The sequence below is a fragment of the Amycolatopsis sp. cmx-11-12 genome (genome assembly GCF_046269425.1).
Taxonomy (GTDB): Bacteria; Actinomycetota; Actinomycetes; order Mycobacteriales; family Pseudonocardiaceae; genus Amycolatopsis.
This window is the reverse complement of sequence record NZ_JADNQM010000049.1, coordinates 1-21,506: the sequence shown is the minus strand read 5'-3', so window position 1 is coordinate 21,506 and position 21,506 is coordinate 1. Positions and strand designations below refer to the sequence as shown.

The 21,506-nt window shown below is 63.5% G+C and carries 18 protein-coding genes and 2 pseudogenes; 11 read left to right on the top strand and 9 right to left on the bottom strand.

Going from position 1 to position 21,506, the window contains the following annotated elements:
* Positions 1–5 precede the first annotated feature (5 nt).
* From ACLARN_RS39815 to ACLARN_RS39775, 9 genes are all read left to right on the top strand, one after another.
* The gene (locus ACLARN_RS39815; RefSeq protein ID WP_409496656.1) at positions 6–734 is read left to right on the top strand and encodes an ABC transporter ATP-binding protein; all 729 of its coding nucleotides are present in this window, start codon (positions 6–8) and stop codon (positions 732–734) included.
* On the top strand, positions 721–1,461 hold the full coding sequence (locus tag ACLARN_RS39810) for a hypothetical protein (protein ID WP_409496655.1): 741 nt from the start codon (positions 721–723) through the stop codon (positions 1,459–1,461). Before ACLARN_RS39815 ends, ACLARN_RS39810 begins: the two co-directional genes overlap by 14 nt.
* Positions 1,458–2,117, top strand: a complete 660-nt coding sequence (locus ACLARN_RS39805; protein ID WP_409496654.1) for a hypothetical protein — start codon at positions 1,458–1,460, stop codon at positions 2,115–2,117. Before ACLARN_RS39810 ends, ACLARN_RS39805 begins: the two co-directional genes overlap by 4 nt.
* 195 nt (positions 2,118–2,312) lie before the next feature.
* Complete coding sequence (locus ACLARN_RS39800) at positions 2,313–2,588, top strand: hypothetical protein (RefSeq protein WP_409496653.1); 276 nt, start codon at positions 2,313–2,315, stop codon at positions 2,586–2,588.
* Positions 2,589–2,923: 335 nt separating this feature from the next.
* Positions 2,924–4,183: an IS21 family transposase gene (istA, locus tag ACLARN_RS39795; protein WP_409496652.1), complete on the top strand. Its 1,260-nt coding sequence runs from the start codon at positions 2,924–2,926 to the stop codon at positions 4,181–4,183.
* Between the two features lie 62 nt (positions 4,184–4,245).
* Entirely contained in the window at positions 4,246–5,007 is a 762-nt protein-coding gene (gene istB / locus ACLARN_RS39790; protein WP_409496678.1) for an IS21-like element helper ATPase IstB, read from the top strand.
* Between the two features lie 512 nt (positions 5,008–5,519).
* Positions 5,520–5,933: a hypothetical protein gene (locus ACLARN_RS39785; RefSeq protein ID WP_409496651.1), complete on the top strand. Its 414-nt coding sequence runs from the start codon at positions 5,520–5,522 to the stop codon at positions 5,931–5,933.
* Positions 5,934–6,149: 216 nt separating this feature from the next.
* Complete coding sequence (locus tag ACLARN_RS39780; protein WP_409496650.1) at positions 6,150–6,977, top strand: alpha/beta fold hydrolase; 828 nt, start codon at positions 6,150–6,152, stop codon at positions 6,975–6,977.
* A 165-nt stretch (positions 6,978–7,142) separates the two neighbouring features.
* The gene (locus tag ACLARN_RS39775) at positions 7,143–7,295 is read left to right on the top strand and encodes a transposase (RefSeq protein WP_409496649.1); all 153 of its coding nucleotides are present in this window, start codon (positions 7,143–7,145) and stop codon (positions 7,293–7,295) included.
* 312 nt (positions 7,296–7,607) lie between these two features.
* Here the strand turns inward: ACLARN_RS39775 and ACLARN_RS39770 are convergent.
* The 6 genes and pseudogenes from ACLARN_RS39770 to ACLARN_RS39745 all read right to left on the bottom strand — a co-directional run bounded on the left by ACLARN_RS39770 (position 7,608) and on the right by ACLARN_RS39745 (position 16,084).
* A pseudogene (locus ACLARN_RS39770) lies at positions 7,608–8,829 on the bottom strand (IS256 family transposase).
* An 853-nt stretch (positions 8,830–9,682) separates the two neighbouring features.
* Positions 9,683–10,930: a hypothetical protein gene (locus tag ACLARN_RS39765; protein WP_409496648.1), complete on the bottom strand. Its 1,248-nt coding sequence runs from the start codon at positions 10,928–10,930 to the stop codon at positions 9,683–9,685.
* Between the two features lie 204 nt (positions 10,931–11,134).
* A complete protein-coding gene (locus tag ACLARN_RS39760) occupies positions 11,135–11,839 on the bottom strand; it encodes a class E sortase (protein ID WP_409496647.1) in 705 nt (234 codons plus the stop codon).
* Positions 11,840–12,027: 188 nt separating this feature from the next.
* Positions 12,028–12,639: an LPXTG cell wall anchor domain-containing protein gene (locus ACLARN_RS39755; RefSeq protein WP_409496646.1), complete on the bottom strand. Its 612-nt coding sequence runs from the start codon at positions 12,637–12,639 to the stop codon at positions 12,028–12,030.
* Between the two features lie 726 nt (positions 12,640–13,365).
* Positions 13,366–14,550 carry a hypothetical protein gene (locus ACLARN_RS39750; protein WP_409496645.1) on the bottom strand — a complete coding sequence of 395 codons (1,185 nt, stop codon included), beginning with the start codon at positions 14,548–14,550 and terminating at the stop codon, positions 13,366–13,368.
* A 229-nt stretch (positions 14,551–14,779) separates the two neighbouring features.
* A complete protein-coding gene (locus tag ACLARN_RS39745) occupies positions 14,780–16,084 on the bottom strand; it encodes an MFS transporter (RefSeq protein WP_409496644.1) in 1,305 nt (434 codons plus the stop codon).
* Positions 16,085–16,243: 159 nt separating this feature from the next.
* On the opposite strand from ACLARN_RS39745, the gene ACLARN_RS39740 reads away from it, so the two are divergent.
* Positions 16,244–16,915 carry a TetR/AcrR family transcriptional regulator gene (locus ACLARN_RS39740; protein ID WP_409496643.1) on the top strand — a complete coding sequence of 224 codons (672 nt, stop codon included), beginning with the start codon at positions 16,244–16,246 and terminating at the stop codon, positions 16,913–16,915.
* Between the two features lie 25 nt (positions 16,916–16,940).
* Here ACLARN_RS39740 and ACLARN_RS39735 read toward each other — a convergent pair whose 3' ends face one another.
* The 3 genes and pseudogenes from ACLARN_RS39735 to ACLARN_RS39725 all read right to left on the bottom strand — a co-directional run bounded on the left by ACLARN_RS39735 (position 16,941) and on the right by ACLARN_RS39725 (position 19,656).
* Positions 16,941–18,542 carry a CocE/NonD family hydrolase gene (locus tag ACLARN_RS39735; RefSeq protein ID WP_409496642.1) on the bottom strand — a complete coding sequence of 534 codons (1,602 nt, stop codon included), beginning with the start codon at positions 18,540–18,542 and terminating at the stop codon, positions 16,941–16,943.
* A 92-nt stretch (positions 18,543–18,634) separates the two neighbouring features.
* Positions 18,635–19,327, bottom strand: a pseudogene (locus ACLARN_RS39730) (CocE/NonD family hydrolase); the annotation flags it as partial.
* Positions 19,285–19,656 carry a CocE/NonD family hydrolase gene (locus tag ACLARN_RS39725; RefSeq protein ID WP_409496641.1) on the bottom strand — a complete coding sequence of 124 codons (372 nt, stop codon included), beginning with the start codon at positions 19,654–19,656 and terminating at the stop codon, positions 19,285–19,287. The pseudogene ACLARN_RS39730 and the gene ACLARN_RS39725, both read right to left, overlap by 43 nt.
* A gap of 139 nt (positions 19,657–19,795) precedes the next feature.
* Here ACLARN_RS39725 and ACLARN_RS39720 point away from each other — a divergent pair, with 139 nt between their 5' ends.
* Positions 19,796–21,382: an alpha-amylase family glycosyl hydrolase gene (locus ACLARN_RS39720; RefSeq protein WP_409496640.1), complete on the top strand. Its 1,587-nt coding sequence runs from the start codon at positions 19,796–19,798 to the stop codon at positions 21,380–21,382.
* Positions 21,383–21,506 lie beyond the last annotated feature (124 nt).

Sequence of the window (21,506 nt, the reverse complement as noted above, 5' to 3'; positions counted from 1 at the left end):
CGAACATGGCAACAGCCGTCACATTCAGCGCATTCAGCAAACGCTACGGCAACGTGGCTGCTGTGGAAGATCTCAGTTTCGAAGTTCATTCCGGTCGCGTCGTGGGTTTGCTCGGCCCTAACGGGGCGGGCAAAAGCACGTCGTTGCGTGGGCTTCTCGGCTTGGTCCGGCCAACATCGGGCTATGCCACCGTGTTCGGCCAAACGTACGGCCGACTTGCGAACCCAGCCCGGCGGGTCGGGGTGCACATGGACGGCATCGGCTTCGAAACCGGTGTTACCGGTCGTCGGCACCTAGAGATCTGCGCTACCGCAGCTGGGGTGCCTCGCAGCCGCGTGGATCCCATATTGGACAAGGTCGGGTTGACAGGTGCCGCTCGGTATCGGCTGGGAAAATACTCTACCGGCATGACACAACGACTTGGCCTGGCCACTGCACTGATCGGCGACCCGGAACTCCTGGTCCTCGACGAGCCAGCCAATGGATTGGATCCGGCAGGAATCCGATGGCTTCGCACCTTCTTGCGGGGCTTCGCCGCCGACGGAGGCACTGTCCTGCTCTCCAGCCACCAACTCGCCGATGTCGCACAGACCGCCGACGAAGTAGTGATCATCAGCAAACGAGTGATGTTCGAGGGTTCCCTCGATGAGCTCACATCCGGTGGCACGCAGGACATCGAGGACCGATACTTCGATCTGGTCAACTCCGAGACCGGACCGCATGACCATGCGTGAGGCGACCCGAGCCGAACTTCTCAAGCTGAGCAGCGGGTTCCGGGCCCTTGCCGTGCTCGCCGTCGCTGTGGCACTTCCCTACTGCGCTTGGAACTTCGGCGGCAAAGGCGCCATTTCGGGTGCGGTCGATCCCGCAGCGGCGACCAAGGCCATGCTGGCTTATCTCGTCGCGTGTCCGGTCGCCGCAACCTATGCCGGTTGCTTCATTGTGACCCGGGACTACTACTATCAGTCCATCGAACGTGCGGTGCTGATAAACCGCAAGGACCACGTCTTCACAGGCAAGCTGATCACCGGCGCTGTAGTCGGACTCGTCGTCGGACTGGTTGGCGCCGCAGGGTGGAGCACCTTCACCGCCGTCGTCCTCAGTCAGCGGGATCAGGTATTCGACCTCGGCGACGATACCGGGCAGGCGCTTCTCGGCTGCATGATCGCGTCCGTTCTCGCCGGTGCCATCGGGGTCTCGATCGGTTGGATGCTGCCGAACTACTATATCGCTACGACAGTCTCCATGATGCTGCCGTTCACAGTCGAGCTGCCACTTTTCGATACAGCACCAGAAATCGCGCGCCTCCTGCCCTACAGCGCCCTCGCCGGTGTCATGCACGGGAACTGGTACTTTCCCAAGCTGTTCGGTGCGTGGCTCAGCGCGTTGATCGTGCTGCTATGGCTGGCGCTCGCAGTGTTTACCGGATGGCGAGTGTTCGAGCGCCGGGAGCTTACATGACCTTGCGGTTGCTGCGTGCAGAATTCATGCGCCTGCCTGTAGACTATGTTCTCTTCGGCTTCGCGGGGATGGCGCTGGCGCTATCGATCGGGCTGGCGTTTGATCGGTCAGTGGGCCAAGATGCCACACTGATTCAGGTTGTCGTCATTGCGATGATTTACGGGGCCACCCGATACGCGATCGATCGCCACCATCGCCTCGTTTCCCGCACCATCCTCGCAGGCCACCGGATGCCGGTCCTGGCTGCCTCAGGTGTTTCCACAGCGATCCGCGGAGCCTTGATCGGCGCGCTGGGCGGTGTCGCCTCGATGATCACATTTGAAGCCACTGTCGACAGCGGAGAGCTGCGCGCTCTTTTCACCGCAGTGTTGCTTTCCGCCGGCACCGCAGTGATGGGTTTGGGCATCGGCGTAGTGATACCCAGCTCGTTCCTTGCACCCATCGTGGTCTTCGCTGTTAACGTCGGGTCGGCTCTCATCCTGCAGGCGTGGCCGGAAGCCGGTCGATGGCTACCCCTAGGGTCAACCATCTCGATCATCTCAAGCGAGCCACATGACTTGCTTCCGTGGCCGCTCGATCTCACCGCACTATTGGGATGGTTCCTCATCTTGGGCGTGTTTACTCGCGAGGTCATGATGAGGCGCGACTTCAACTGAGATTGTGCTGGCAGTCCGGTCAGGTGGATTCTCAAACTATTACGTATCCTGTATCAACCATGGCGTCGCCGGATTCCCTGCGGTCAAAACGCGCGTCTGCTCGGCTCGACCTCCATTCCTCACCGTTGGGCGAGAACCGTCGACCGTGCGGACTATTTTGCTGCTGGCGTCGTCTGCCACGAGCATGGGACCACCTTGAAAAGCACCCGGCTGATCCTCGATGTGCACCTGCGGGCAGTCGTGCAGGCCAAGCTTGAGCTGGATTGTAGCCCCGAGCAGATCGCCAACTACCTGCGCACCGCGTTCCCGGACAGGCCGCGTCGGCACGTCTGCCACGAGACGATCTACCACGGCGGAAAGGGCGGCCTGAGCCGCACTCTCACCAAGAAGCTGCGGACCGTCGGGCGATGCGCAGACGACGTCGGCGGCCGGTCGAGCCAGGCAGCCGGTACGTCACGCCCGCCCTGCTGATCGACCACCGCCCACAGGTCGTCTGTCCCGCACCCGCATCGGTGACTGGGAAGGCGACCTGATCGTCGGGCGCGGCAACAAGTCTGCGGTCGCCACCGTGGTGGACCGCAACAGCCGCTACCTCAAGCTGGTCCACCTGCCTGGCGATCACAGAGCCGGGACCGTTCGCGACGCCCTCATCGCCGCATCTGGTGACCTGCTCCCCGGGTATCCAGCCTACCCAGGCCTGGCACCAGGGACCCGAGCTCGCACACCACAGCCAGATCGTGTCGACGATTCGTGAAGACTGACCCCCAGGCGATCTCTGAAAATTGACCCCCTCTGATGCTTGGAGGGTGCTGAACGTGGAGGACTGGGCTGAGATCCGCCGTCTGCATCGTGCGGAGGGTGTGCCCATCAAGGAGATCGCCAGGCGGCTGGGTGTGGCCCGTAATACCGTGCGGGCGGCGTTGAATTCGGATCGGCCGCCGAAGTATCAGCGAGCCGCTCGAGGTTCGGTGGTAGACGCGTTCGAGCCGCAGATCCGGGCGTTGCTGACCGAGTGGCCGAAGATGCCCGCTCCGGTGGTCGCGCAGAAGATCAGCTGGCCGCACTCGATATCACCGCTGAAGAAGCGGCTGGCGGTGATCCGGCCGGAGTATGTCGGTGTCGACCCGGTCGACCGAGTGGTCTACGAACCGGGCCAGATCACCCAATGCGACCTGTGGTTCCCAGAACCGAGGATCCCGGTCGCGTCAGGACAGGAGCGTGTGTTGCCGGTATTGGTGATGACCTTGGGATTCTCGCGGTTCCTGACCGCCACGATGATCCCCTCTCGGCAGGCCGGGGACATCTTGTCAGGGATGTGGCAGCTGATCCGCGAGATCGGCCGGGTGAGCAAGACCTTGGTCTGGGATCGCGAGTCCGCGATCGGCGGAACCGGCCGGGTCAGCGCACCCGCGGCGGCGTTCGCGGGGACGCTGGCGACGAAGATCCTGCTGGCGCCGCCACGGGATCCGGAGTTCAAGGGCATGGTCGAGCGGAACAACGGGTTCCTGGAGACCTCGTTCCTGCCAGGGCGGATCTTCACCTCGCCGGCGGACTTCAACATCCAGCTCGGCGAGTGGTTGACGCGCGCCAACGCTCGCACGGTCCGCGCGTTGCAGGGCCGGCCGGTGGATCTGCTGGAGACCGACTACCTCTCGATGCTTCCGCTGCCACCGGTGGCCCCGCCGATTGGGCTGAACAACCGCATCAGGCTCGGCCGGGACTACTACGTTCGCGTTGACACGGTCGACTACTCGGTCGACCCGCGGGTGATCGGCAAGTTCGTTGACGTCACCGCCGACGCGCGGGTGGTGACGGTGTTGTGCAACGGTGAGGTCGTCGCCCAGCACGAGCGGTCGTGGGCCAAGCACGGCGTGATCACCGATCCCGCTCACCAAGGTGTCGCGGCCAACTTGCGTAAACCCTTTGCCGAGCAACGGAAACAACGTGCGGCGACGGATCGTCAGCACGCCGACGGGCACGTCGTCGCGTTGCGGGCCCTGCCGGACTATGACGCCCTCTTCGGTGTCGATTTCTCTTCTCCCACAACGAAAGCGAGTAACACGTGAGCACGACCAGCGCGCTGAAACCCCAGACTTCGGGAGTAGCACCGAAAGACGGTTTGCCATCGATGATCTCCTATCTGACCCGGGTTCTGAAAACGCCGACGATCGCGACGTTCTGGGAACAGTTGGCCGAGCAGGCACGGGACGAGAATTGGTCGCACGAGGAGTATCTGGCCGCGTTGCTGCAACGCCAGGTCGCCGATCGTGAGTCCAAGGGCACCGTGATGCGGATCCGCACCGCGCATTTCCCGGCAGTTAAAACGTTGGAGGAGTTCAACCTGGACCATCTGCCTTCGCTACGGCGGGATCTGTTGGCGCACTTGGCAACGAGCACGTTTGTCGCGAAGGCGGAGAACGTCATCCTGCTCGGTCCACCCGGGCTTGGCAAGACGCACTTAGCGATCGGCCTGGGCGCCAAGGCGACCCAGGCGGGTCATTCGGTGCTGTTTGACACCGCCAGCAACTGGATCGCCCGCCTCGCCGCGGCCCACCAGGCCAATCGACTGGAGGCCGAGTTGAAGAAGATCCGTCGCTACAAGCTGATCATCATCGACGAGGTGGGATACATCCCGTTCGACCAGGACGCGGCGAACCTGTTCTTCCAACTCGTGGCTTCGCGCTATGAGCAGGGCTCGATCATGGTGACGTCGAACCTGCCCTTCGGACGCTGGGGAGAGACGTTCTCCGACGATGTAGTCGCCGCGGCCATGATCGACCGGCTTGTTCACCACGCCGAGGTGCTCACGCTTACGGGCGACTCCTACCGGACCCGCCAACGCCGCAACCTGCTGGCCCAAGACCAGCAAAACAACATGGGCCAGGACTGACCTCGAACCCGGGGGTCAAATTTCCGGGAACCTCAGAGGGTCAAATTTGAAGAAGCGTTGACAGATCGCCGCTCTGTTCCGCCAGGGCGTGTTCTTCGGTCACCCCGGCAAACCCTGGCAGCGCGGGACGTGCGAGAACACGAACGGCCTCGCTCGTCAGTATCCGCTCAAGCGCAGCGGCCTTTCAGTCCACACACCGGCCACCCCGCCGCCATCGAGCACCGGCTCAACACCCGACCACGCAAGAGAGTCGACTGGCGAACACCGCCCGAGGTCTTCCAAGCCGCACTGGCATCACAAAGATCGACACCGAGGTCCGTCCTGGATTCGGCAAGTCGAATTGGCCCCGGTTCGGCATTCTGAAGTGGCCCGGCGGCTGGGTCGCGGGATCGGTCGGCATCTTGATATGGCCCACCTGTTGTCGTTGGCGTAGGGGCGGCACTCTGATTTGGCCTCACCTCGTTCGGGTGTTTCCGCTGATCACGAGCGTGCTGGCTGGCGACGATGGCTTGGTGAGTGAAGGCGAGCCTGGTCCGGTGGTGGTGTCGCTGGTGTGGGCGCTGGACGAGGTGTTCACCGGGTTCGCGGGCCGACCGGTCGTGGTGGTCCGCGAGCAGCTGGAAGAGGCCTGCGAGGTGTGGGGCTGCCGCCTGGACGAGGACACGTTGGACGTGTTCGCGGCCGAGATCGCCGCCGGCGAGCGGGTCGAGGGAGTTGCCCGAACTTCCCCGCCGCTCGTCCACGTGCCCGACATTGCCTTGACACGCGAGGCGTGGCCTGACGTGACGATGGATGAGCAACGGGAGTTCGTGCGACTGTTCACCGCGAGTGACCGTGCACCCGGCGAATGTGCGAGAAGCAAGCGGTTCGCCCCGTCGCGGATCGAGATCACGTGGCAGCAGCGTCAGCCGTGTTCGAAGATCTGACCTGACGGACGTGCAGTACACGGTCCTGAAGCCGTTGCCGCCGGTCGGATCGCCCCCACGACGTCAGGCGTGGCGCGCTTCTCGATTACTGGTCGGTTGGCGTCTACCTAGGGTGACAATCACCGGCCCGGAATCCGCCAGTCAGGTTCTACACCCGGTAACCCGTTGACTATTCAACGTCCTCGCTGGGATGGTCGAAGGTCGGCGGGAGGTGTGATGGACACCTTGTGGGTCAATGGCTTACGGCTGGCGTACGACATCACCGGCACCGGGCCAGTGGTCGTCCTGGTATCGGGAGCACATCCGGCGGCGGTGTGGCATCGCCGCGCGGTTCCGCTGCTGGTCGACGCCGGGTACCAGGTGGTGACCTTCGATCACCGTGGAATACCACCGTCCGACGTGCCCGAGCCGCCGTACTCGATCGACGACCTCGCGGCCGACACCATCGGCGTGCTCGAGGGGCTTGACCTGCGCCGGTGCCACATCGTCGGTGCGTGCGCGGGCGCCGTCGCGGCGCAACGCGCCGCGCTGTCCCGGCCGGAACTGCTCCGGTCGGTGTCGTTTCTCGCGGGCGGCGGTAACATCGCTGCGGTCGGAAGGCAGATGCTCGATGCGTTGGTGGAGTTGTATTCGATGCCGTCGCCCGCGCCCGCGATCGAACGCACGTTATTCGGGAATCTGCTGATACCACCGACCGATTGGCCGGAGCCGGAACACGGCTTTGCCCGGGTCGAGCGCCTTGTCACCAGCTACCGGTCGCCCGTAGGCCTGCTAGGTCATGTGTCCGCGGTGCGGCAATGGGCGGATGAGGAGCATCGCGACGAGCTGGCCCGGCTAACTGTGCCCGCGCTGGCCGTGGCGGCGGAATGGGACCCGCTGTTCCAGTCGCAGGATGTCCGGGCGGCGATGGACGCGGTCCCGGACGGTCGTTATGCCGAACTGCCCGGTGCGCCGCACATGTTTCTGCCGCAGATCGACGTGGTGCTCGAAAAGTTCGTCATCGGGTTCCTGCGCGAACATGACGAGCCTGCGGACGTGGCCTGAGCGACCGACCTGCTCAGTGGCGCTCGCTCGGGGCGAGGTCGTCCGCTGTGGAGAGATCAGCAGATGGCGTTTCGCGGCCGGGCAGGACGATGGGCGCGATGACGGCGACATGGTCCAGGGCGAGTCCTGTAAGTGATCTAGCTACAGTTCGGTTGGATTGCGGGCGTGGTTGATCGTGGTGAGTTGACGGACAAGGCATGGGCGGTGATCGAGCCACTGCTGCCACCACGGCAAGGTGGTGGACGGCGGTGGCGGGATCACCGTCGGGTCATCAACGCGATCCTGTGGAAGCTGGCCCACTGGTGCGCCTTAGCGTGACCCGCCTGATCGTTACGGGCCCTGGAAGACAGCGCATGGACGGCTGCGGTTGTGGACCAAAGACGGCACCTGGGGCCGGATTCGAGACCAGGTGATCGTCAAAGACGACGCTGTCGGCGACCTCGAATGGATCGTTCCGTCGACTCGAGTGTGCTCCGGGCGCACCAGCACTCCGCTGGAGCTCGGAAGAAGGGGGACGTTGCAGGCAAGGTCGAAGCCCCCGCCGTCGCCGGGGAAGAACTCGGGCGCCCCGCGGCGGGCTGGGCCCTGTCATGATTTCCGTGTAAGCCACGGATGATTTCTTGTCTAATTCTAGTGGAGTGGTAGTCGGTCTGGGAAGAGTGCGGCGAGGGTGTTTAGTGCTTGTTTCCAGCCTCGGGTTCCGGTTCCTGATGGTCCGCCTCGGTTGCTGGTGATGTTGCGTAGTCCGAGGTAGATCAGTTTTGTCGCGGCGGTGTCGCTGTCGAAGTGTCCGCGGTTCTTGGTGATTTTCCGGAGTTGGAAGTTGATGTTCTCGATCAGGTTTGTCGTGTAGACGATCCTGCGGAGTTCGGGTGGGTAGTCGAGGAATGGGGTGAAGTCGTTCCAGGCGTGCCGCCAGACCTGGATCGCGGCCGGGTATTGCGTGCCGAAGTCTTTGTCGAATTGCGTGAGTGCGATCTCGGCCGCTTCGAGTGTCGGTGCGGTGTAGATTTCCCGCATGGCGGCGGTGACTTTCTTCCGGTCGCCATAGGAAATGAACCGCATGGCGTTGCGGATCACGTGCACGACGCAGGTTTGGACCACGGTGTCGGGGAACGCGCCGCGGATCGCGTCAGGCAGCCCGGTCAGGCCGTCGCAGCAGGCGATCAGGATGTCCTTCACGCCACGGTTGCGCAGGTCGGTGACGACCTTGGCCCAGAACTTCGCCGCTTCGGTGTCGGCGATCCAGAGCCCGAGGGCGTGTTTGCGGCCTTCCATGTCCACGCCGATGGCCAGGTAGGCGACCTTGGAGGTGACCACGCCCTTGTCCTTGACCCGCAGCCGCAGGCCGTCGACATAGAGGATCGGGTACATCTCGTCCAAGGACGGGATTGCCACAACGCGATCTCGTCGGTCACCACTTCGGTGACGTTGGAGATCAATTCCCGTGACACGTTCACACCATATACTTCACGCAAATGGGATTCGATGTCCCGGGTGGTCATGCCACGCGAATACAGCGACAGGATCGCCTCGTCGATATTACCCAGCCTGCGTGCGCGTTTCGGCACGATCGCCGGTTCGAACGAGCCATTCCGGTCGCGCGGCACGGCCAGCTCGACCGGGCCGTTCGAGGTGGACACGGTTTCGGGGACCTGCCGTTCCGAGAATTTCCGGACCCGTTCCCGGCGGGGTCTCCTTTCTCGTATCCGAGATGATGGGTCATTTCGGCGTCCAGTGCCCGTTCGAACACCGCCTTGGTCATCTCGTTCAGCAATTCTTGCGCACCCAGCGCCCCGCCATTCGCATACGCGTCTTTCACCAGCGCGTCAAGCGTCTCCGGCGGCAACACGCGAGCGAGCGCCTCGCCGGCCGCGGGACCCGCAGCCCGATCGGATGTGTTCTCGGTCACAGGTGGAGCCTTTCTGGGTCGCCGTCAGCGACCCGATCTTGGTCCATCCGTGGCTTACACGGTTGTCATGACACGGCCGCGGGCGAGCGCCAAGATCCATCTCGCCGTCGACGGACGGGGTTTGCCGAATGACTCCGCCTCACGACCACTTTCCAGGCTGAGGACCGGTTGGTGGCATGCGGTAGCCGCATGATCCGGGTGCTGGTACTTGCTGGAGACGAGAGCCCGCAGCGCGGTCGAGCGCATTGCGCCTTCCCTTCGCCGCCGCTCCGCGGAGAATGAAGTCACTCCGACCAAGGAGTGAAGAACTCTTGCCTGTTCGGTGCCCGCCAAGGCCGGTGAAGTGACGCTCCCCGCACAGGAATGGCGGACACCGCTGCTCCGGAGCCACTGCGATGTCGCAGACCAGTGGTCCTTCGTGGAGATGACCCAGTTGGCGACTTGTGGGCATGTCACGAGTCAAACCAGGAGACGGACCAGCTGTGGCCACGGCTCAGTCAGCATCGCACGAAACGAGGTTGGCGACTGCGTCGTGTTCCTCTACGACGAACCCGAACTCAACCGAAGGCACTCAAGCCACGGTGATCGCCGTTCACAGCCCGACGAGTTCGAGCTTCAGATCGCCGACGGCCGTTGCTTTACCGCACCTGATTCCTCGCTGGGTCCCTGCATCAGGCGACTGATCAGCACCTCCGCAAACAATCGGCACCGTAGGGCGGGCGCCTTGCTCTCACAGCGTGAGCGTCAAATCCACCCTGATTTCTCATCGGGCGAAACGGTCGCGGGCAACACGTCAGCGAGCGGCTGGGGTGAAGCCTGCCAGCATTGGGATGAGTCCGCACAGTAAAATGCCGACCGCGACGAGGCACGCCAGGCCGACTAACAAGACCGGCACCGTCGGCCAGACCCGCCGTTGACTGCGACTGACAATAGCGAGCCCGGTCACAGTGTTGGAAGCCTGCACCACCACGACACCGAGCGCTCCCAGACCAGACAGACTCCACATCAGACCGCACCACTCCAAGCCACAGACCGTGCCGAGCGCGACGAGAGCAGCAGCACCCAGAGCCAGGCACAGGCTCGCGTGCCAGTCCGTGGCCCGAAACCTCCGCTCACCGTCGCCTGTCAGCGAAAGCAATTGGCCATGGGCAAACAACCGCAACCACTGTATCGCTGCCCGCTGCAGCACACCGACTCCAGCGAGCAGGCCAGCACACAACGCAGCGACCGTCACGAAGAGCCCGGCCTTACCTAGGTGAGACAGCACCTGGACCGGCATTAGCAGGTAAGGCCGCAAACTTGCGAGCTCGCCCACCTGGTCGGCACCGACCGCCCCGATCACCAGCCAACTCGTCCCCGCAAGCAAGACCATCAGGGCAATAACCGCAACTGTTACCGCGCGCGCCGGCCCACACCGCACACGGCCCGCATGCATCGCCGCGGACTCGACACCGGCGAAGGCCAGGAACCCGAGAACCAGTCCAACACCAAGCGACGTGACCGAACTGTTCCCGAACACCGCGGCGCCGGGAAACGCATCTGGGCCGTGACTCACGACGACCGCCACCGCAAGCGCCACCAGCACAGCCAGTTGCAAGCACACCGCGACCAGCGCGAGAACCACCCGCACACCTTGGCGGAGCGCCCCCAGCACACCGGCGAGAGCTACCACCACTCCAGCTCCGGCGTGGGACACCCACCCCGCGCTGACAGGAATTTGCGCGAGGTAATACCCGACTAGTCCCGCCACGCCGGCCACGAGCGCCACGTACGTCAACACCGCGATCAGCGCGACGGCAGCCGCCGTTGTCCTACCCAGCCCGTAAGCGATGTAACCGTAGTACGGTGTCGTGTCCGGTAGCCGCCGCGCCATCGCGGCGTTCCCCGCAGCACCGCACAACACCACCAACCCCACCCCCGCATACACCAGTGGTGAGACCGCACCGGCGCCGAACGCAAAATTCCATGACAAAGGACCCATGACACTCAGAATCGGCATGACCGCCGCGAGTCCAAGAAGCCTGCTCACCATTGGGCTCACGACTGCTGACCCTGCGGTAGGTGCTGTCACAATCTGGCTTCCCATGTCATTCCATCCCGCTATGCATCCATGGAACTGCCTCGTCCAGAACAGGGAATATTCCACACCACAGCAGCACAATCACCGCGGCAACCATCACCATCGAGAGCACCGCGCGGACCCAGCTCGGCCCGGGAAGGCAACTCCATATCATCTTGAACAAGGTCACCTACCCACTAGCGCAGCAGGCTGGCCAACCGTCTTGTCCATTTCGGATTCAAGCCTTCCCACCACAATCAGCCGATAGCGGTCCGACCACTTCGGTGTGCACGTCTGTAAGACAATCGAGGCACCACCTGGTGTCATTCCAGGGTGGTCCGGCACGGGCGCAAGAACGCCGATATCGCTCGGCGGCACTGTCTCGATATAGTCGATCCGATAGACAAACCATCGATGCAAGGTCTCCACGACAATGGCGTCGCCGCGTCGCGTCTGATCCAAATCCCACAAGAGGCCCCGTTGGCGATGACCCGCGACTGCAAAATTGCCTCTAATACCGGGCATCTGCGTCTCGGAGTAATGCCCGAGACCGTTGCGTAACACGGCCTCGTCGGTTCCCTCCGCCACCGTCCACGTCATGCCCAGCCGCGGCAAGGTCAGCCGAGCGAACACCCGTCCGGTGAGTGGCGCTTCCGGCCGCGGTGAAGGGCGTGCCGACACCAGCGGCGCAGCAGGCCCTGCGACACCAGGCACAAGGGGAACACTGCTAGGTTGCGCGGGATACGGACTTGTCAATTTCGATACCGGCGCCTGCCACTGCTGATCCAACTGCCGCGACAGCTCCGCCTGCTCTCTCGTGATCTCGCCAGGCCGGCCCCATACCTGATATGCCGTAAACAGCAGTGTCACGAGCCCCAGAACGAAAAACACCTCAGCACACACCGCCGCTCTGCGTGCGATTCGCCGGCCACGGGGCACCGTGGTCACTACCCTGTCGTCAGCGTCGATTGGGCGCACCGGTGTCGACGTAGTCACGTTCGCCACTCCTGCCTCGAGACGAGCCCGCCCGCACGAACAACTGGCGCGCGAGCGGGCTCATGCCGACGGGACGATGGGCGCTATTCTCCGACCGCTTTCCGGCGAAACCAAAATGACGCAGCACCGCCCAGTACTGCCGCCCCGAAACCACCGATCCCCGCCGGAATCAACCAGTCGTCACCCGTCTTCGCCAAATCCTGACGACCCTGACTTACTGACGTTCCTGGCTGCGCTACCGGACCAGACGGCGTCTTGGGTGACACCGGGCTAGCCGATTTTGCCGGCTCCTGCGCGGTACCGCCCGCCAACCGCTGCTTTGCCTTCTCCTGCAGAGCGAGCACGACCCTAGGAAGGTTACGCTTGGCGTCCGCCTCGCTGACACCATCAGGAAGGGGTTTACCACTAAGCTTGTTATCCTTGACCATGCTCGGGATCAGCTGAGCCATGGTGGCGCCATTATCGACAAGCTGTTGCAAATCAGCTTTTGACGCGTTTGCGATGAACGGGTCGAGGCCGCTCAGATCATTTGGATTCTTCAGAGCATGGGTGATCACGGCAGTTGGATCGTCAGCCGAGGCGATCTGGGGCGAGGCGAAGATCAGCGCGCCCCCTGCCGCGACAACGCCAACCGCTCGAGCCAGCCGGCCAAGCAACCGACTGACCGTCGATGTTGCCTTCCTGTTCCGGGTCATACCGCGTCTCCTTTGACATCGGGTCTTCACTATCGGTTTCCCGAGCGAGAAGTAACCTTAGCTGTAACTTACGCTTCCGTCAACGTAATCCCAGTCGTCATGGTATCTTCGTGATTCGCCCGCGCACCCACCCCAAACACCCACAGATCGTGGCGCCGTGATGAGCACGCGGAGAGCGCCTCGAGCTCGTCCGCCGGGCCGTGTGCCACCGCTTTCGCGTCGCGTCCAAATCGGACCACAACATCACGTCGATCCAATCGATCGTCGCTCGATCACGACCCGCCTTGACTTTACCTGCTTGCACGACGACGGCGTCGGCAACGCTCGCGCCGGGGTTCCAGCCTTCCACCCCTGCGAATGCGGTCGAATACTCAACACGCTACGCGCTCACCCGCTTCTGACACGACCACGGCTTTGAAGATGACCCCAGAAGTGCGCTGAACCAAATCGGAACAAAGGCCAACATTCGTCCATTGGGCCCCACCCACAACGACCATTGGCACTCGATCTGTTGGGTTCCCACTGTTACCCGATCTCACTGGGACCATTGCAGCCAAACACCTGTTAGAATAGGTGACACCGCGTACCGGGTTCTCGGCTATGCTGGCGCTTCGCGCGCGGTCACTTCAAATGGCGGCCTCACAGGTCTGCGGACACGGTCACCCAGCACTCGCCAGCGCCGTATCGGGTTGGCTCCGATCGAACTCATGGCCACATCACAACGGATCAGGTCTCGTCGGCAGCCTTGACGGTTCGGGCGGAGGTGCCCTGACGACGGCATGCGATCGCGGCGCCGACTCCGATCAACGCCGCGCTCGCAACCCCAACTGGCCACCAATTCGCCTCGCTCGTCTGCGCCAGGCCGAGGGGCGCAGTCGCGGCAGCCACTGGCTCCCCGATCGATGGCACTGCGCCCGACTCAGGCGTTGCCCCCGGCACACCGGGGACAATCGACAGCGGCGCGAGCACCCCTGAGTCCCCACCCTTGAGGTCGCCCGGGGCCAGTGCCGCGGCTGCCGGGACACCGTCCGAGGACCCCACGGCGAGAGCACCCGGACTCAGCGCCGCCCCCACAGCCGGCCGCTTGTTGGCCGACGTCGCGTCCACACCAGGCGAGTTTCCCGGCATACCAGGGGCGGCCGACGGCACCTGCAGTGACGGCTGCGCGGCTTCCCGGCTGCCTCCGTCTGCGGGATTACCAGGTGGCTGAGGGGTTGTGCCCGCGACCGGCTCTGCAGAAGCACGAACTGACCCACCGGGCAGCAACTTGTCGATGATGCCGTGAATTTCCTGTGCCAACTTATCGACGTCACCGTGCATTTCCCGCCGCGCACGCGACACCAACGAGTCGAGGTCACGGAGAAGCAGAGGCACATTATTCAAGTATTTCTGCGCCACGGCATGACGATCTGGGTGATCATCAAGGAGAAGTGCGCCGAGCAACTGCCCAAGCTGCCAACGAGCATCTTGCTGCACGCCAGGCTTCAGCGATGAGCCCGATGGTGCAGGTTGCAACTCCGGCGCCCGGTCACACTTGTGCCATGTACCGCTCACCATCTCCCCCAGTTGCGTCACCAGATCGGCGTTAAGCCCAGGAAATTTGACGTGAAGAGAGTTCGCGATGGATTCCGACCCGTTGACCTTAATGAGGTGGGCCAGGAGTCCCGTCGCGTTGGACGGAAGACGTTTGACAGCTTCGTCAAGCTTACCCATTGACCCACAATCTGCGGGGTTCTTGATCGCTTGCTCTAGCGACTCCTTAAGGGCCGACAGCGGATCGGGCTGCTCGACAGCCGAGGCAGCCTGAGCGGTAGCCACAGCGAGCACCGCACCCGTGGCGAACAGGCCCGCGGCGCGCGTCAGCCGACCGGCCACTGAACGCCCGCGTGGAATCATTGATGTCCAAGTCATGGACGCCTCCTTTGCATTGATGCCTCTGCACAACGCGCTAATTAACGGTAGATTAGAACCCTTACGGTACTATTACACCGGACACATCGGCGTCACTGTGTCCGCGAAGTCCTCGCCACGGCCCAGTCCTGGCCGGAACCATCTACACAGTCCACTAAGGCGTGTCGGCATCGAACTGCGGAGAACCATAGTTATACCTTGTTGACGAGAAATCGTTATCAACGACCAGTTAGCGCATATCTCCTTCGCGCGGTGATTCGGTTCTGACGTAGTCGGAGGCTACAAATCGAGACGCGGACCTCATGATCAGGCCGGCCACAATCAGGTAGGGGCAGAGGGCAGGAAACATCCATTTGTAGCCTACGGTGTCGGCCAGGCTAGGTAGCTGCGGAAGCTGGTACAGCAGAAGGCCGCCGAGTACGGCAGGCAGGATGATTGCCGCGAAGGTGAAGCTTCGTATCCGGGCGGGCGCAAGCTGAGCAACCACTGCCATGTACGGGGCGATCGTCACACCGAGGATGAACTGTGTCGCGGCCAGAGCAAGGGTAGCACCGATGATCGATGGTACTAACGCGATGACCGCCAAGGGAGGGGCGGCAACAATCATTGCGATTCCGGCTCGCTGGAGTGGTTTGCCGCTTTCCTGCTCCGCCCAGCGCGTGCAGCGGCGCGCGCTCCACAACAATCCCGCCACGTTCGCGAGGCCGCCGATAGCCAGGACGATTCCCATCTCCAGAGGATCCAGATGGTAGGTGCCGCTCAGGAAGAGGGGAAGGATAGGCGCGAGCCCGAGGAACACCGGGCCAAAGACGAAGACGGCCAGCCCGATACGACGCAAGGTACGGATCTCCCAGAGTTGCCGTACGGCACTGCGGATAGTCGGCCTTCCGTCGCTGTCATTTTGAACAGGTCCCGCGAGGTCAGTGGCGCCGCGGCGAGGTTCACGGAGGAACGCCGCGATAACGACCATCACCGCCATCGGAATGAAGATGATGATGAACACTTGCCGCCACGACAGCAGGCGCCCGAGCACACCGGCGATGAGCGGCCCCGCCCCTGTGATTACCTGCACGACGCCCGTGTGTACTCCGATGGCCAACGGGCGCGCGGCGGGTGGGTAGTAATCAGTCAATAGTGACTTGTGCGCAGTGTTGTTTCCCGCCACTCCAATGCCTTTGCCCAGCCGCGCAACAGCGAGGACCAGCGCCGAGCCAGCAAACCCTACCAACAGAGCGCATCCGGCGACCAGGAGGGCGCTTACGACCACAATGGATGTGCGCCGGGCTCGGTCAGCCAAACGCGCAACGGGTATCAGCAGCGCAAACGCCAGGAACATTCCCGACATACTCAGGCTCGTAAATTCCTGTGTAGTAAGCCGGAAATGACTCTGAATGCTAGAGCTGAGAACGTTGAAGGCATGGTTGTCGAGTTCGTCGACGAAGTACACCAGGGACAGCACAATCAAGGGCCATGGGGACGCCCCCGCCAGCAGGGACTGCCGGCGCGGCTGCACGCCTTCCGAGGTGGTGCTCATCGGGACCTCCCGTCGAGCGGGTGCACACGGGTGTCCGCTCACCATCGAGCCGATGCCTGCCTCGCACAGACTGATTACGGCGCCGTAAGCGTAAATTCAGTCGCGGGCTCTCACAAGAGGAAATATTCACCAATCTTCTGTGCTACCCTCATCGCAACGATGACTGACTCAACCTCCTCTACTGCTCGGCGACGCGGCGCTGCGGCACGATCGGACCGTCTGAGCCGCGCGCAGCGACGCGACCAGCTCCTCGATTCGGCCGCTGCACTGTTCGACGAGCACGGCTTCGACGCGATCACCATGGAACGCGTGGCGCAGCGCGCGGGTGTCAGCAAGGCGCTGCCGTACTCCCATTTCGAGAACGCCGAGGACCTGGTCGCGTCGCTGCGAGATCGTGAACTGTCCGCATTGGCGCTACGGCTGGTGGAGTCGACAATGCGTGTCGAGGGATTCGAAGATCGGGTTCGGGTCGCGGTGCGCACCTGGTTCGAGGTGTTCGAGGAGCGCGGCCGCCTTCTGGCGTCGTTTCTACGATGGCTCCCCGACTTCGAGGTGGCCTCGGGGTCGCGGCCGTCTCGCGAGACTCCGTTCGACTGGTTTCTCGCAGAACTGTTCCAGCGTCAGCGAGGTCTTTCCCCCGCCGTGGCGCGAGTGACACAGCGTATTTTCGTCATGGGACTGGTTGGCGCGCTCGACGCCTGCTCCGAGGGACACCTTCCCCAGGAGCAGGTAGAGCAGATCGCCGTGTGCCTAGCCATCGGTGGTGTCGACGCGCTCAGCCACGATACCGCAGTTATGTCTGGTGCCGAAGAGGAAGACTCCGCGCTCTGAATAGCAGCCCACCCGCCACACCGCACTACATGACGCCGTGCTCGATAGCGGATACCACCGAACTGCGGCCGCCCAGGTCTACGACGGGAAGCTCGATCCGTGATGCGTGCTCCGGGCCATGCAGCACGTGGTGTTCGACCGCCTCAAGTGTGGTGGCGATAGCGGGTGCTTCGCCACTGCCGGGGTTGCGGGCATACAGCGGATGGGCGCCGCCAGACACCTGTAGCCGAATCCGGTGACCACGGACAAACGTGTTCGCAGTCGGCGACATCCGGATGGACACCGCGAACGAGTCATCCGACTGCCGATCGATGTCCTGGGGAGCCAGTCGTACGATGCCGTCACATACATTTGTCGACCGGCCGCCGGGTGCCACGTCACAGAGCCTAACGAAGAAGTCCGTGTGATCGAGCGTCGATCTCACATACAGGACGACGCGAATCTGACCAATCACCGTGACGTCGGCGGCCAGCGCGTGGGTCGTGTAGGTGAGCACGTCCGGGCGGGCTTCGAGCCGCCGGTTGTCCTTCGCCCCGTTGTGCCCCGTGACGAGTGAGTTCCCCCCGACCGAGGGCGTGGGATCGGTGGGATCGTAGCGGTACCACCGGGGCGGCTGCCCGGTCGCCGCAGGGGCCGGTGACAACACCGCGGTGGCGTGCAGGTGCCAGCGGACATACTTGGCTGGGGGCGGCCACTCCGGCAGGGAAACCCAGCGCCCGGAGCCCATGATGAACACTCGGACGCAGCTCCCGTCCGTCGTCGATCCCTCAGACCCGGCCAGGTGCTGGGTACTCCACGCCAGGGTGTCCCGGATGAACTCGGCGATCAAGCCAGGCGACGTGTGTGCCCAGGGTCCCACAGTCAGCCGGGCATGGCGGCCAGCCGCTCGGAGTGCTTGGTAGTCAGCTAGTTGGTCGGTGACGAACAGATCGTACCAGCCGGTCACCATGCTCACCGGTGGTCCGGTAGCCAAGTCTCGGCCGAAATTGATCTCGTCCCACCAGGTTTCATCCGGGTCAGGGTGGGCCAGGATGTCCTGGAACCAGTCGACTCGTCGTCCGACCGCAGCTACATCCGCCGTGGTCAGCGGGAGCGCGGCATGCGCAGCACGCGTTCGTCGCCTCGCGCGCAGCAGGGCTCGGCACTTCGCCAGAAGTCCGAGTTGCTGATGTTCGAGGCCATACATCCAGCTAATGATCGACTCTAACGCCAGCAGTCCGGGCGAGGGGAAGGCGAACCTTCCAATCTTCGGGGACTTAATCGCGGGTGCCATCGACACGACCCATGCCGGCAAATGTGCCGCGACCGCCCACTGTGTGTAGGCGTGGTAGCTAGCACCGTAGAGTCCGACCCTGCCGCTAAACCACGGCTGGACAGCCAGCCACTCCAAGACGTCCAGGCCGTCGGCTTGCTCGTAGCGCCATGGCACCCACGAGCCGCCAGACCCGAAGGTGCCTCGGCAGCTGACCACGACCACCTGATAGCCGCGTTCCGCGTAGAGCCGCGCTATCTGGCTGTCGATGCCGCCGCGGCCGTATGGCAGTCTGGTAAGCAGAATAGGAGCGCGGTCACCACCGGGCTGATCCGGGAACCACCGGTCCGCAAGCAACTCCACCCCATCGGCCATCGGGATACGAAGGTCACGATCCACCTCCACACTGGCCGACCGCACTGCGGGCAAGCCGACGAGGGCCCCGATAACACGACTTACAACCGACATCAGGATCGCTCCCCACTCCGAATTGCGATTTCTCCTGGGCTGTGCTGGAGCACAGCCACCACGGGCAGTTCGATGCGTGAGGCGTGCGCGGGGTCGTGTAACACTTCTTGGTCCGCCGCGACCGGTGTGGTTGCCTTAGCAAGTGGTTCACCGGCTCCGGGATTGCGCGCGTAGTGAGGGTACGCCCCGCTGGACACCTGCAGCCGGATCCGGTGCCCGTGCAGGAAGGTGTTCGCGGTGGGAACCAGGCGGATCCGCACCCGCACGGACCCATCTGGCCGCCTGTCGACTGACGCAGGCGTGAGCCGCACGACGCCGTCGCACAAGTTGGTCGAGCGGCCTCCGGGATTGACGTCGCACAGACGTACGAAGGAGTCCGTGTGCTCCAGGCTCGACCGCACGTAAAGTTCTGCGGCGATGTCTCCGATCACCGTAAGGTCGTCTTCGAGAGCTGTTGTCGTGTAGGCCAGCACGTCCGGGCGAGCTTCCAGTCGCCGGTTGTCCTTCGGCTTCCCGTTGCCTACCTTGAGCGACGGACCACCGACCGCAGGGCTGGGATCCGCAGGGTCGTAGCGGCACCGGTCCGGTTCCGACGCGGGCGGAGGTTCACATGAGAGTCCACCGCCCGGCTGCGGGTACCACGCCGTGGTCATAGCAGGCGGCGGCCAATCACCCAGTTCCACCCAGCGGCGCGCCCCATCACGAAGACCCGGGCCTTATCAGCACATGACCACGTTGACGGCGTCTTCTTAGGTTCCGCGTCCATCCACTCGAAGACGTCCCGGACCACGCTGGCCCCGTTACCTAGGCTCGAGTGTGTCCACGGCCCTGCCGTCAGCCGCACACGCCGACCGACCGCCCGCAGACGCCGGAAGTCGTCGAGTTGCGCGGAGACGAACAGGTCATACCAGCCAGCGACCATACTCATGGAGGGCACAGCGGCGACGTCCCGGACGTGGTGCACCTCGTCCCACCACGGATCGTCCGGGGCCGACTGTAGCGACCGGTCTGTCGCGCCCACCCAACCGTCTCTGGAAGCTCACCACTCACCATCGCAGGGCTCCTCGGCGCCTTGGCAATATATTACGGCTACGGTAGCGTAAGTTAATATGAGCGACAAGACCCCCTACCACGACCCCGACCGATGGTGGCAGCACGGCGTGCTCTACCAGATCTACCTCCGGTCCTTCGCCGACTCCAACGGCGACGGAATCGGCGACCTTCGTGGCGTCATCGAGCGGCTCGACTATCTCAGCTGGCTCGGCGTCGACGGGATCTGGCTCTCACCCGTCACCGTGTCCCCCAACGCCGACTGGGGCTACGACGTCGCTGAGTACTGCGCTGTGCACCCTGACCTCGGCACCCTCGACGACATCGACGAACTCATCACCGAGGCATACAGGCGAAACATTCGCGTCCTCCTCGACCTGATTCCCAACCACACCAGCGACCAGCATCCCTGGTTCCAGGACGCACGGACATCCCGCACCGCGCGTCATCGCGACTTCTACATCTGGGCCGATCCAACCTCTGACGGGTCACCACCCAACAACTGGCACACCGGCGCTTGGGGACCAGCGTGGACTCATGACATCGACGGGGACCAGGTGTATTACCACAGTTTTTCCCCAGGCCAGCCCGACCTCAACTGGTGGAATGATGAGGTCCGGGCGGAGTTCGACACCATCCAACGATTCTGGTACGGCCGCGGCATCGCGGGCTTCCGGCTCGACACGTGCGACGTGCTCATCAAAGACCGACAACTCCGCGACAACCCACCGTCCACCGTGCGCGACCATCTCGCCGACCGCCTCCGGGGCCAGCGCCGGGTTTACAACAGCAACCGACCCGAAGTTCACGACATCCTCAGACATTGGCGGAGTGTCGCCGACTCCTACCCCTCGCCACGGCTCTTGTTCGGTGAGACCGTGGTACCCGACATCGACACCCTGGCCGGTTACTACGGGACCGACGACGAGCTCCATCTCACGCTCAACGTGCCGTTCCAAGAATCCGACCTCACCGCAGCCTCATTATCGACCATCGTGGACGCCGTCGAGCACGCCCTCCCGCCCGGAGCGTGGCCACTGTGGTCGGGATCCAACCACGACATTTCGCGCATGGCCAGTCGCTGGGGCGCGGGCAACCCGGAAAAGACCCGTCTGGCTCTCATGCTGCTGCTCACCCTGCGCGGTACTCCTCTGCTGTACCAAGGCGACGAGATCGGGCTCACTGACACGCCGCTCGACCACAGCGACCTCCGCGACCCCTTCGGGATCGCGCTGTGGCCGGCTCACCCCGGACGAGACCCTGCCCGCACACCGATGCCATGGAGCAACCAGCCCGGCGCGGGCTTCACCACGCCGGGCGCCGCTCCGTGGCTTCCCTTGGGCGACTACACCACGTGCAACGTGGCCGATCAACGCGGCCAGCCCAATTCCACACTGAACCTCGTCCGCGACCTTATCGCCTTGCGCCGCGCAAGCCCTGATCTCCACTCCGGGGACTACACCCGACTCAACTCCCCGTATGGCACCTGGATGTGGAGGCGGGGGGAGAACACCATCATCGCGCTCAACTTCTCCGACACGAATGTGACACTCACCCAGACCACCGGCGCCATCGTCCTCAGCACCCAACGGCACCGCGACGGCACAGCAGTAGCCGGCAGCGTCGAACTGCAAGCCCATGAAGGCATCGTCCTGCACACCACACCGCCCAACACGACAACAGCGGGGTCTGTCTGAGCGGCCCCGGTCCTTCCGGACAGCGGACCAACTAGAGTTCGTGTCTGGAAGAGAGGGTGTCCGTGTCCAAGAAGAGTCGTCGGTCGTTTACTCCTGAATTTAAGGAGGAGACGGCGAGATCGGT